The organism is Tenacibaculum sp. Bg11-29 (genome assembly GCF_002836595.1).
Lineage (GTDB): Bacteria > Bacteroidota > Bacteroidia > Flavobacteriales > Flavobacteriaceae > Polaribacter.
Genome location: NZ_PJBB01000003.1, coordinates 2972156 through 2983969 on the forward strand (window position 1 = coordinate 2972156; position 11814 = coordinate 2983969).

An 11814-nucleotide genomic window follows, 5' to 3' on the forward strand; every position below is an offset into this window, starting at 1 on the left:
TATTCAAATAGTTAAAAATGTTACAAAAAAAACTAACTTTTTTTCATTGTTTTATCAAAACAAGGACGTAGATTTGCAGCGGCAAGTCCTACACAACTAGCTCCCTTTGAATCCCCCAGGGCGGGAACGCAGCAAGGGTATTAGGTTGTAGCAGTGTGATGTAGGTAGCTTGCCTTTTTTTGTACCCAATACTTTCGTAAAACTACTCTTCTTTTAAATTAATATTACTTCTTGGGTGGTGTAATTCTACTACTTCTTTCAAATAACTAGTATCTAAATGTACATAAATCTCAGTAGTTGTAATACTTTCATGACCTAACAATTGTTGTATAACACGTAAATCAGCACCATTCTTTAATAAATAGGTAGCAAATGAGTGTCGTAAAGTATGCGGGCCAATACTTTTTTTAAGATTTGTTTTTATTGCTAATTCTTTAAGTATAATGAAGATCATTTGACGGGTTAAACGTTTTCCTCGCCTATTTAAGAAAATAATATCTTCCTCTTTTTCTTTGGGTGTAATTTTAGAACGAATATCATTAATATAAAAGTTTAAACGACGAATTGTTGTAATGTGTATAGGTACAAAACGATACTTATTTCCTTTTCCTAGTATTTGTATATAGCCATCATTAAAAAATAAATCAGATAATTGTAAGTTAATTAACTCACTTACTCGCAAACCACAACTATAAATAGTTTCAATAATTGTTTTGTTTCGTTCTCCTTGCGAATGTGTTAAATCGATAGCTGCAATTAAAGCATCAATTTCTTCTTTTTCTAAAGTATCAGGAAGTTTTCTCGTAATATTAGGACTTTCTATTAAATCAGTAGGGTTATCTTTTCTATAGTCTTCAAAAACTAAATAATCAAAGAAACTACGTAAGCCTGAAATTAAACGAGCTTGACTTCGTGGATTAATATTTTTACTAGTAACATATATAAATTGCTGAATAATTTCTGAAGTAATATATATAGGACTATAAGAACTAGCTAGGTCGTTAATAAACAAAACAAGCTTTTTTATGTCTCTATTATAGCTGTCAATAGAGTTTTTAGAGAGCCCTTTTTCAATTTTTAAATAGTTTGTATAATCAGATGTTGCTTGTTTCCAATTCATTATGAAAAATATGTTTTTTTAACATGAAATAAGAGGGGAGAGGACCAGAATATTACTAGTTTTGCAGGACAAAAATAATTAATAAAATTAAAAAGTAATGAAAAAATTATTATTAGTTGCAATGATGGCTTTTGGTATAGCTGTGAATGCACAAGAGGCAGAATTAAATGTAGGTGGTACTATCGGTTTACCTGTAGGTGATGCAGATACGGCTAACATAACTGGAGCAATTGAAGCTAACTATTTATTTAAAGTTTCTCCTCAGTTTAAAGTAGGACCAACTGTTTCTTATTTACATTTTCAAGGTGATGGAGCCGATGCTGCTTTTTTACCTATAGGAGCTGCTGGTCGTTTTGATGTGTCTGAGAAATTTATTTTAGGTTTAGACTTAGGATATGGAATTGGAGTTAGGCCTTCTGAGTATACTCAAGATGGTTTTTACTACAGACCAATGGTAGGTTATAAAGCAACAGAAAAAATTACAATTCATGTTGATTATTCAGCAGTTGTTCTTGAAAACTCTACACCTGCAACTATCGGTTTAGGTGGAACTTATTCTTTTACTCTATAAAATAGAAATAAACAACGGTTTCATTTCAAAAAAAAAAAATTTTTTTGAAATAAATTTTGTGGAAGTTATAAATATATTTACTTTTGCCGAACATTAAAAAAAAAATATTTAAAATTTAAAATTATGAAAAAATTATTATTAGTTGCTATGATGGCATTTGGTATTGCTGTTAACGCACAAGAAGGACAACTTAATGTTGGAGGTACAATTGGTTTACCAGTAGGTGATGCTAGTGATGCTTTTGATGTTACAGGTGCTATTGAGGCAAATTACTTATTTAAGGTTTCTGAAAAGTTTCAAGTAGGACCATCTGTGTCTTATTTACACTTTAATGGAGAAGGAGCTGATGTTGCTTTTTTACCATTAGCTGCTGCTGCACGTTATGCTGTAGCTGAAAAAGTTACTATTGGTGCTGATTTAGGATATGGAATTGGAGTTAGACCTTCTGGTTCAAATGATGGAGGTTTTTATTATCGTGCTCTTGTTGGTTACAAAGTAACTGACAAAATTACGTTACACCTTGATTATTCTGCTGCTAGTGTAAGCCAAACTATAAGCCAAACTCTTCCTTTATTAGGAACTTTAAGTGTTGATGTAAATTCTACTTTTTCAACTTTTGGTTTAGGTGGAACTTACTCTTTTTCTTTATAATAAGAAATTACTATTATAATTATATAAAAAAGTGCTGTTATAGAAATATAACAGTACTTTTTTTTTGAAAAATATTTAAAATTATTATTATTAATTGCTATTGTAAGGTTAGGGTTTAGTAGTTAAAGCACCCCCCCTTTGGCTTTAGGTTCTTTTGAAATAGGATATGAAAAAATTATTTCAGAATCAAGTTCTGTTGAATTGGCTGTAGCTTATTCAAGTTTAAAAGTAAACACAGTAGGGGGTAAGTTGACGCTAAATCAGAGGGATTTGGAGTGTAGAAGGAAAATATAAATTTTACTTTGATGAATAAAGGCTTAGAGGATGGTGTACACAGCTTCTGTTGTATCTTACTCTAGTACTTCTTTAGATTCAGCTGGTGGTTTTTATTTCTTTTGAGCTGGAGTTGTTGTTGGATACCAATGAGTATTTGGTGGAGGAGACTTAAGTTTAGATTTAAATTTTGGAGCTCAATATGCTTAAATTAACACAAGTGGTTCTATTTTATTAACAGGTATTGAAGGATTCTTACCTAAATTAGGATTATCTTTAGTTTACGTCTGATAATCTAAATTTAGATATTATAAAAAGGGAAGCAGTTTATTTTGCTTCCCTTTTTTATACTTAAAAATTAAAAAGAGTATTTTTGTATTTTAAATAAATGAAATGAAAAAACTAATTGTTATAAACGGACCCAATTTAAATCTATTAGGAAAGCGTGAACCTGAAATATACGGAGCTAGTTCTTTTGATGAGTTTTTTAATGAATTAAAAGAAACCTATAATACTATTGAATTATATTATTTTCAATCTAATGTTGAAGGTGAAATCATAAATAAATTACATGAAGTAGGGTTTAAATACGATGGTATTATTTTAAATGCTGCTGCCTATACACATACTTCAGTTGCAATAGCTGATGCTGTAAAGGGGATTGAAACACCAGTGGTAGAGGTACATATTTCTAATGTACATTCGCGTGAAACTTTTCGACATATAAGTTACCTTGCACCTAATACAAAAGGAGTTATTACAGGTTTTGGCTTACAAAGTTATAAATTAGCGATTCAAAGTTTTTTGTAAAAACCAATATCTAAACCCTAATAAAAGCAGTAAAGGTATTAAAGTAAACGAAAGTATTTGAATTTTTATTATCCAGATAAAAGAGGTTATTAGCAAAAATATTAATAGAATAAGACAATATTTAGCTATCCAATTAGGAGGTCTTTTATTTAATAATAAAAAGGCTATAATAAAATTAGGTGCAAAAGCCCATAAGATATTAAAATTATTAGGGGCAGTTGAATGATTTGTAAAAAACCACATGTAAACAATTAATATACCTATTATTCCAGTAAAAAAGAATAATGTAAAGTCTAACCATTTACTTCTTTTGTTGTTTCTATAATCTTTATATGTTATAAATAATCCTATTAAGGAAAGTAATAAAATTACCAAAAATGGACTCACTGTATCGCTTTGTGACTTTTTTTCATCAAAATCTAATAAAATATTCGTTTTTAAAACTAAATTCTCTTCTTTTCTCTCTTTTTTTACTTTAGATAAATTTAAAGCCTCATATACATAATCAGGTAAATATAGGTATTCATTAGCTGTTGCAGTTTTATCTAATCTACTACCTAAAGCAATATTAATACCTAAACTTCCCCAAGTATTTGGATGAATTTCTTTATTCATTAATGCTCTTAAAGATAAGTTTTCAGATACGAAATTGTCATTAAAAACTAAGTTTTCACCTAGTACTTTTTTAATAATATCACGAGGTTTAGTTGCGCAATTATTAAAATATGGATCATAAAAATAACTTGCATTTTTTGGGTCAGCGTTTATTTCTAAAAATTGAAAAATTTCATTTTTTTGCTCTTCAGTTAAGTTCAATATTTGTTCTTTAACCCAACGTTTATCTTGTTGGTTACTTTTTAAAGCTAAATAAAAAGGATATCGAACTAATTTATATTTCATAAACCCTTTAGTAAAATCAATATAAAAATTTGGGTTTTCAAAATTAATAATTCCATAATTATAAATTAAATCGAATTGTAAAACAGGATCTTTAACACGTATTGCTGTATGACCAAACTTTTCATATAAAGCTTCTCCAGGGCCTGAAGTTATAATACTTATTTTAGAGAAAGTAGATAGATTAACTGTTTTTGAGACCTGAGATTCAGCTATATTAATACAGAAAAGAATAAAGAAAATAGCAATGTTTTTTTTTAGCATAATTTAAATCTAATAAGAGATAATTAATTATTACAAATATCTTAATTAAGATTATAATAATTGTTTTTTTAAGAACATATTCCAATATTTTCTTGAATGAATTTAGTAATTTTTTTTTCAACCCATTTATTCTCATCATTATTAAAAGAAGATGTAAAACCTACATGACCACCATAATTAGGTGTTAATAAATAGAAATTAGCTGAGTTTTCAGCCTCTTTAAAAGGATAACACTCTTTAGATAAAAAAGTGTCATCAAGTGAGTTAATTAGTAATGTAGGTACTTCTATCTTAGAAATGTAAGGTTTAGAGCTAGCTTTTAACCAATAATCTTCTGAATTTTTAAACCCAAATACAGGAACTGTGTATTGTTTCTCTAGGTGACGAAATTTTGTAGCATTAAACAATAATTTTTTATTTATTTTATATTCTGGGAATTTTTCTGATTTCTCTAATATTTTTAGCTTTAAAGTTTTTAAAAATTCATTTAAGTATATTTTATTTTTTAGTTTAGATAGTTCTGCTTGTGATGTAGTTAAATCAATAGGAACAGAAACAGCAATTCCTCCTTTAACTTCTATAGGCATATTAATGTATTCTCCTAAATACTTTAATGTTAAGTTACCACCGAGACTAAAACCTACAATAATGATATTTTTATATTTATAATTTGTTGTAAGATGTCTAACAATAAAGTCTACATCATCAGTTTTTCCACTATGATAGGTTTCTAAGAGAGCGTTATCTTCACCACTACAACTTCGTAAATTCATACAAACAGTATCAAAACCAGTATTATTTAAGTAATTTGAAGTTGTAATCATATAATTTGAATATGAACTCCCTTCTAAACCATGAATTAATAACACTAGTGTTTCTGAACCTATAGCTGAAAAGTCTAAATCAATAAAATCATTATCCCAAGTTGTTATTCTTTTTCGCTGATATTTTATGGTGTCTTTCATAAATAAAGGACGATACATAGTGTTAAAGTGTGCACTTTTAAATGGCAAAGTAGGATTGAAATTACAAGAAAGAATAGGCATTTTTTGGAGGGTATTACTATGATTAACAAATATGATAAAAAAAAAGTAAAATGTAGAACTGATAAAATGATTTCTTATTTTCGCTATAAATTTTTATATAAATGAAAAGACATATTCCGAATTTATTAACCTTGGGAAATTTATTATGTGGTACACTAGCTATAATTAGCGCTATAAAAGGTGATTTTGTAGGGACAGCTATTTTAGTTACAATAGGTATTGGTTTTGATTTTTTAGATGGTTTTGCTGCTCGATTATTAAATGTTCAAGGAGAATTAGGAAAACAGCTTGATAGTTTGGCAGATATGGTTACCAGTGGAGTAGTGCCTGGTATTGTAATGTTACAACTTTTGATAAATGCAATAGATTTAGATGCTTCAGGTTATTTTGGAATTGATTCATACGGAGCAACAGGAAGCAATTTACCTTATATTGGATTATTATTAACCTTAGGAGCTTGTTATAGATTGGCTAATTTTAATATAGATACACGTCAATCAGATTCATTTATAGGGCTGCCAACACCAGCAATGACATTATTTGTAATTTCTTTACCGTTAATTGCAGAGTTTGGAAGTCAGTTATTCTTTGTTAATTTAATGTGTAATGAGTATTTTTTAATAGGAATAACAGTATTATTAACTTTTTTAATGAATGCAGAAATTCCTTTATTTGCTTTAAAATTTAAAACTTTTGGTTTTAAAGAAAATGGATTAAAATACTTTTTTTTACTGCTTTCTATTATATTGTTAGTCGTATTTAAATTTGTAGCAATTCCTTTAATAATTTTTATATATGTAATGCTTTCAGTAATTAATAATCTAAAGAAAGTTTAAGGGGCAGTACATTAAGTTATTCAAAATAAAAAAAGAGAAGTTATAAAATAACTTCTCTTTTTTTATTTTGAATTTTCTAAAACTTCTTCTTTTTTAATTCGAAATCTTTACCAAGGTAAACACGTCGTACAGTTTCATCTTCTGCTAATTCTTCGGGAGTTCCTTCTTTAAGAATTTCTCCATTATACATTAAATAGGTTCTATCGGTAATTGCTAATGTCGCTTGTACATCATGATCGGTAATAAGAATACCAATGTTTTTAGTTTTAAGTTGCGCTACAATTCCTTGAATATCTTCAACAGCAATAGGATCTACACCAGCAAAAGGTTCATCTAATAAAATAAATTTAGGATCAGAAGCTAAACATCTAGCTATTTCTGTTCTACGACGTTCTCCTCCAGAAAGTAAGTCTCCCTTATTTTTACGAACATGACCTAAACTAAATTCATTAATTAATTCTTCTAAACGTTTTTTCCTCTCTGCTTTTGATCTGTCTGTAAATTCTAAAACAGACATAATATTATCTTCTACAGAAAGTTTTCTGAATACAGAAGCTTCTTGTGCTAGATAACCAATACCTTTTTGAGCACGTTTGTACATTGCATCTGTGGTGATTTCATTATCATCAAGAAAAATATTTCCAAAGTTTGGCTTAATCATTCCAACAATCATATAAAAAGATGTCGTTTTTCCAGCTCCGTTAGGACCTAGTAAACCTATAATTTCTCCTTGCTTTACTTCTAAAGAAATTCCTTTTACAACTTTTCTACTACCGTAAATCTTTTGTATGTTTTCTGCTCTTAATTTCATTTATAAAGGATTAGTTCATTTTTAATAAATAAGGACACTAAAGTATTATGATTCTAAAATAATGAGCTGTTAATTATCTTCATCTATAGCATCCCAAAACTCAACAGCACGACGTAGGTGTGGAATTAAAATGGTTCCTCCAACTAGCGTAGCGATACTCATGGTTTCCATCATTTCTTCTTTAGTTACCCCTTTTTTATGAGCTGTTTCTAAATGATAAGCAATGCAGTCATCACAACGTAAAACTGCTGATGCAACTAAACCAAGTAACTCTTTAGTTTTTTCAGGTAAATGACCTTCTTTAAAGGCATTTGTATCTAAGTTAAAAATACGTTTGATAATTTTATTATCACCTGCTAAAATTTTATCATTCATTTTAGCTCGGTAGTCGTTAAACTCTTGGACTTTTTGAGACATTTTTATTTTGTTTTTTTAAGACATATTGCGATACATAAATACTTATTTCGTAGAGTATCATAATTGGTACCGAGACTATTACTTGACTTGCGATATCTGGTGGTGTTATAATTGCAGAGAGTACTAAAACAACGACTAATGCGTGTTTACGGTATTTTCGTAAAAATTGAGGTGTTATTAATCCTATTTTGGTAAGAAATAAAATAACAACAGGAAGTTCAAAAAATATAGCAACCCCAATTAATGTGTTAGTAATAAGACTAATATACGCACCTAATTTAAAATTCTTAACAATAGCGTCTCCAATAGAAAAATTATAGAAGAAAAATACAGACATAGGTAAAATTACATAATAGCTAAAAAGTATTCCTAAGAAGAATAAAAGAGAAGAAATAAAAATAAATCCTCTTGATTTCCTTCTTTCAGAACTATGTAACCCCGGAGCAATGAAACGCCAAAATTCCCATAGTATATAAGGAAAAGAGATTACAAAACCAAGAATAAGGGCTGACCAAATACCAGTCATTAGTTCTTCTGTAGGGTTTAATACTTGTAACTCTTGTGCAAATTCTATGCTACAAAAACTACTATCAATACCAATAGAAGTAAATACTTTACAAAAAAATTGATAAGTAGAAAAATCAGGTTTTAAATGTGCTAATAAAATTTCATTAAAAACAAAATTAATATTTATAAAAATAAGAATTGCAAAAATAAAAATAGCAGCAAAACTTCTAACTAAATGCCACCTTAATTCTTCAAGATGATCTAAAAAAGACATTTCTTTTACAGCCATATTAAAATATACCTTCTTTAATTAAATCGTGTAAATGAACAACACCTACATAATCATTATTTTTATTGGTAACCAAAATTTGTGTAATACTACTATTTTCAAGAGCATCTAAAGCTTCTACAGCCATAGCATCTACATCTATCGTTTTTGGATTATTACTCATAATATCATGAGCAGTTAATTCATCAATTTTAGTTGTTTTACTAAGCATTCTACGAATATCACCATCAGTAATAATCCCTGATATTTTATTATTTTCGTTAATTACAGCTGTTACACCTAATCTTTTTTCAGAAATTTCAATAATTACGCTTGTTACCTTATCTGTACTTTTTACTTTAGGTAATTGATTATTTTTGATTAAATCAGAAACTCGTAAGTATAAACGTTTTCCTAAAGCACCACCTGGATGATATTTAGCAAAATCACTACTTGTAAAACCACGAAGATCTAATAAACAAACAGCTAAAGCATCACCTAATACTAATTGAGCAGTGGTACTTGTAGTAGGAGCTAAATTATTAGGGCAAGCTTCTTTTTCTACATAAGAGTTTAATAAAAAATCTGCATTTTTTCCTAAAAAAGAATCAGGATTACCAGTTATAGCGATAACTTTATTATCAGAATTTTTTATTAAAGGTAGTAAAACTTTAATTTCAGGAGTATTTCCACTTTTTGAAATACAAATAACTACATCATTTCGTTGTACGTTTCCTAAATCTCCGTGTATAGCGTCAGCTGCATGCATAAAAACAGCAGGTGTTCCTGTAGAATTAAAAGTAGCAACCATTTTATTAGCAATATTAGCACTTTTACCAATTCCAGTAACAATTACGCGTCCTTTTGAGTTGAATATAAAATTTACTGCCTCAACAAACGAACTGTCTAATAAATTTGCTAAATTAGCAATAGCGTTACTTTCTAAAAGTATGGTTTCTTTTGCAGTTGAGAGGATTGCGTTTGCGTTTTTCAAGTTTAAATTTTTTTTAAGTAAGTTTAAAGTGTAAAAGTAGGAATATTTAAGAAGAAAAACTTTTTAATAAAAAGAAAGTTTACTTCAATTAGTATAAATGTTTTTTGTAATTTAGTTCTCATTTTTAATTTTTGATACTAGGAGATGAATATAGAGCAGTCGGAGTTATATGGGTCATTAAAAAAAATATTTGGTTTTAACCAATTTAAGGGGCTACAAGAAGAAGTTGTAAAAAGTATTTTAAACAACGAAAATACTTTTGTAATAATGCCAACTGGTGGAGGGAAATCCCTTTGTTATCAGTTGCCTGCATTAATGAAAGAGGGAACAGCTATTGTTGTTTCACCTTTAATAGCATTGATGAAAAATCAAGTAGATGCTATTAGGGGTATTTCTGAGCATCATGGAATTGCGCATGTATTAAACTCTTCTTTAAACAAATCTGAAATAGCTCAGGTAAAAGAAGATATTGAATCAGGAATAACAAAATTATTATACGTTGCTCCTGAATCATTAGTTAAAGAGGAATATGCAGCGTTTTTAAGACAACAGAAAATCTCTTTTGTTGCAATTGATGAAGCCCATTGTATTTCAGAATGGGGGCATGACTTTAGACCTGAATATAGAAATTTACGTACAATTATTAAGCAGATTGATAATGTACCTATAATTGGTTTAACTGCTACCGCTACAGAAAAGGTGCAAGAAGATATTCTTAAAACTTTAGGAATGAGTGATGCAAATATTTTTAAGGCGTCATTTAATAGACCTAATTTATTTTATGAAGTTCGTCCAAAAACAGTAGATATAGAAAAAGATATTATTCGTTTTATAAAACAACGAATGGGAAAGACGGGTATTATATATTGTTTAAGTCGTAAAAAGGTTGAGGAAATTGCTCAAGTTTTACAAGTTAACGGTATTAATGCACTCCCTTATCATGCAGGATTAGATGCAAAGAAAAGAGCTAAACATCAAGATATGTTTTTGATGGAAGATTGTGATGTAGTAGTTGCAACTATTGCTTTTGGTATGGGAATCGATAAACCCGATGTTCGTTTTGTAATTCACCATGATATTCCTAAGAGTTTAGAAAGTTATTACCAAGAAACAGGTAGGGCAGGACGTGACGGAGGAGAAGGGTATTGTTTAACTTTCTACTCATATAAAGATATTGAAAAACTTGAAAAGTTTATGGCCAATAAACCTGTTGCAGAACAGGAAGTAGGGCATGCTCTTTTGCAAGAAGTTGTTGGGTATGCAGAAACGTCTATGAATAGACGTAAATATATACTTCATTATTTTGGTGAAGAATTTGATGGCGTAAATGGAGAAGGAGCAGAGTTAGATGATAACATGCGAAACCCTAAAAAACAACATGAAGCACAAAGCGAAGTTAAAACATTATTAACTGTAATTAGAGATACTAATGAGATGTATAAGCCTAAAGAAGTTGTAAATACAATTATAGGGGCAGGAAATGCATTATTAAAATCTCACAAAACAACGGAACAACCTTTTTTCGGAATAGGAAAAGAAAAGGATAATCATTATTGGATAGCTTTAATTCGTCAAATATTAGTAGTCGATTTAATTAGAAAAGAAATAGAACAGTACGGTGTTTTAAAATTAACAGCAAGAGGTAGGAAATTTATTGAGAATCCATCATCATTTATGATGACTGAAAACCATGTATATGCAACACATGATGACGGAACGATAATAGCGGATACCAAGGTAAAAGGAGGTGTAGATAATAAGCTGGTAGATATGTTAAAAGACCTACGTAAAAGTGTAGGTAAGCGCTTAGGAGTTCCTCCATTTGCAGTGTTTCAAGATCCTTCATTAGATGATATGGCATTGAAATTTCCAATAACATTAGAAGAGTTATCGAAAGTTCATGGAGTTGGGGAAGGAAAGTCAAAAAAATTCGGAAAAGAATTTATAAAGCTAATAACTAATTATGTTGATGATAATGATGTGGTTAGACCTGATGATTTAATAGTGAAGAGTATTGGAGTAAATTCAGGGTTAAAACTTTTTATTATTCAAAATACAGATAGGAAATTACCATTAGAAGATATTGCTAAATCTAAAGGTTTAAATATGTCTGAGCTAATTAAGGAAATGGAAGCAATTGTGTTTTCTGGAACAAAATTAAATATTAATTATGCAGTTGAAGACTTGTTAGACGATGATCAACAAGAAGAAATTCATGATTATTTTATGGAAGCGGAAACAGATAAAATTCAAGAAGCATTAGATGAGTTTGATGGTGATTATGATGATGATGAATTACGTTTAATGCGTATTAAATTTACTAGTGAAATAGCAAATTAAACCCGATTC

Annotated in this window: 12 protein-coding genes and 1 other RNA gene; 6 read left to right on the forward strand and 7 right to left on the reverse strand. The window is 29.2% G+C overall.

The genetic code is table 11. The annotated features are described in order from the left end of the window. The first annotated feature begins 79 nt into the window (after positions 1–79). An RNA gene (gene ffs / locus CXF68_RS13600) (signal recognition particle sRNA small type) lies at positions 80–178 on the forward strand. Between the two features lie 24 nt (positions 179–202). Here the strand turns inward: ffs and CXF68_RS13605 are convergent. Beyond that, complete coding sequence (locus CXF68_RS13605; RefSeq protein WP_101045543.1) at positions 203–1120, reverse strand: tyrosine recombinase; 918 nt, start codon at positions 1118–1120, stop codon at positions 203–205. Positions 1121–1217: 97 nt separating this feature from the next. Between CXF68_RS13605 and CXF68_RS13610 the strand changes: the two genes are divergently transcribed. The 3 genes from CXF68_RS13610 (at position 1218) to aroQ (ending at position 3425) form a co-directional block, all read left to right on the forward strand. Beyond that, positions 1218–1691, forward strand: coding sequence for an outer membrane beta-barrel protein (locus CXF68_RS13610; RefSeq protein WP_101045545.1), 474 nt, complete (start codon positions 1218–1220; stop codon positions 1689–1691). Positions 1692–1814: 123 nt separating this feature from the next. Beyond that, the gene (locus tag CXF68_RS13615) at positions 1815–2342 is read left to right on the forward strand and encodes an outer membrane beta-barrel protein (protein WP_101045547.1); all 528 of its coding nucleotides are present in this window, start codon (positions 1815–1817) and stop codon (positions 2340–2342) included. A gap of 666 nt (positions 2343–3008) precedes the next feature. Next, the gene (gene aroQ / locus CXF68_RS13620) at positions 3009–3425 is read left to right on the forward strand and encodes a type II 3-dehydroquinate dehydratase (RefSeq protein WP_101045549.1); all 417 of its coding nucleotides are present in this window, start codon (positions 3009–3011) and stop codon (positions 3423–3425) included. Here the strand turns inward: aroQ and CXF68_RS13625 are convergent. Both CXF68_RS13625 and CXF68_RS13630 read right to left on the reverse strand, forming a co-directional pair. Further along, positions 3402–4586: a DUF4105 domain-containing protein gene (locus CXF68_RS13625; protein WP_101045551.1), complete on the reverse strand. Its 1185-nt coding sequence runs from the start codon at positions 4584–4586 to the stop codon at positions 3402–3404. The two genes, aroQ and CXF68_RS13625, sit on opposite strands and share 24 nt — an antisense overlap. A 68-nt stretch (positions 4587–4654) precedes the next feature. Next, positions 4655–5632, reverse strand: coding sequence for a YheT family hydrolase (locus tag CXF68_RS13630; protein WP_101045553.1), 978 nt, complete (start codon positions 5630–5632; stop codon positions 4655–4657). 101 nt (positions 5633–5733) lie between these two features. Here CXF68_RS13630 and CXF68_RS13635 point away from each other — a divergent pair, with 101 nt between their 5' ends. Continuing rightward, the gene (locus CXF68_RS13635) at positions 5734–6468 is read left to right on the forward strand and encodes a phosphatidylcholine/phosphatidylserine synthase (RefSeq protein WP_101045555.1); all 735 of its coding nucleotides are present in this window, start codon (positions 5734–5736) and stop codon (positions 6466–6468) included. A gap of 76 nt (positions 6469–6544) precedes the next feature. Here CXF68_RS13635 and lptB read toward each other — a convergent pair whose 3' ends face one another. The 4 genes from lptB to CXF68_RS13655 all read right to left on the reverse strand — a co-directional run bounded on the left by lptB (position 6545) and on the right by CXF68_RS13655 (position 9465). Continuing rightward, positions 6545–7279: an LPS export ABC transporter ATP-binding protein gene (gene lptB / locus CXF68_RS13640; protein ID WP_101045556.1), complete on the reverse strand. Its 735-nt coding sequence runs from the start codon at positions 7277–7279 to the stop codon at positions 6545–6547. Between the two features lie 69 nt (positions 7280–7348). After that, on the reverse strand, positions 7349–7696 hold the full coding sequence (locus tag CXF68_RS13645) for a carboxymuconolactone decarboxylase family protein (RefSeq protein ID WP_101045558.1): 348 nt from the start codon (positions 7694–7696) through the stop codon (positions 7349–7351). After that, positions 7671–8492 carry a twin-arginine translocase subunit TatC gene (tatC, locus tag CXF68_RS13650; RefSeq protein WP_101045560.1) on the reverse strand — a complete coding sequence of 274 codons (822 nt, stop codon included), beginning with the start codon at positions 8490–8492 and terminating at the stop codon, positions 7671–7673. The genes CXF68_RS13645 and tatC overlap by 26 nt, the downstream gene beginning before the upstream one ends. A 1-nt stretch (position 8493) precedes the next feature. Beyond that, on the reverse strand, positions 8494–9465 hold the full coding sequence (locus tag CXF68_RS13655; protein WP_101045562.1) for an SIS domain-containing protein: 972 nt from the start codon (positions 9463–9465) through the stop codon (positions 8494–8496). A gap of 144 nt (positions 9466–9609) precedes the next feature. On the opposite strand from CXF68_RS13655, the gene CXF68_RS13660 reads away from it, so the two are divergent. Then, entirely contained in the window at positions 9610–11805 is a 2196-nt protein-coding gene (locus CXF68_RS13660; protein ID WP_101045564.1) for a RecQ family ATP-dependent DNA helicase, read from the forward strand. Positions 11806–11814 lie beyond the last annotated feature (9 nt).

Coding starts and splice junctions, on each gene's coding strand:
- CXF68_RS13605 (WP_101045543.1), bottom strand. CDS start 1,120: ATGAATTGGAAACAAGCAACATCTGATTATACAAACTATTTAAAAATT.
- CXF68_RS13625 (WP_101045551.1), bottom strand. CDS start 4,586: ATGCTAAAAAAAAACATTGCTATTTTCTTTATTCTTTTCTGTATTAAT.
- tatC (WP_101045560.1), bottom strand. CDS start 8,492: ATGGCTGTAAAAGAAATGTCTTTTTTAGATCATCTTGAAGAATTAAGG.
- CXF68_RS13630 (WP_101045553.1), bottom strand. CDS start 5,632: ATGCCTATTCTTTCTTGTAATTTCAATCCTACTTTGCCATTTAAAAGT.
- CXF68_RS13660 (WP_101045564.1), top strand. CDS start 9,610: ATGAATATAGAGCAGTCGGAGTTATATGGGTCATTAAAAAAAATATTT.
- CXF68_RS13635 (WP_101045555.1), top strand. CDS start 5,734: ATGAAAAGACATATTCCGAATTTATTAACCTTGGGAAATTTATTATGT.
- aroQ (WP_101045549.1), top strand. CDS start 3,009: ATGAAAAAACTAATTGTTATAAACGGACCCAATTTAAATCTATTAGGA.
- lptB (WP_101045556.1), bottom strand. CDS start 7,279: ATGAAATTAAGAGCAGAAAACATACAAAAGATTTACGGTAGTAGAAAA.
- CXF68_RS13610 (WP_101045545.1), top strand. CDS start 1,218: ATGAAAAAATTATTATTAGTTGCAATGATGGCTTTTGGTATAGCTGTG.
- CXF68_RS13615 (WP_101045547.1), top strand. CDS start 1,815: ATGAAAAAATTATTATTAGTTGCTATGATGGCATTTGGTATTGCTGTT.
- CXF68_RS13645 (WP_101045558.1), bottom strand. CDS start 7,696: ATGTCTCAAAAAGTCCAAGAGTTTAACGACTACCGAGCTAAAATGAAT.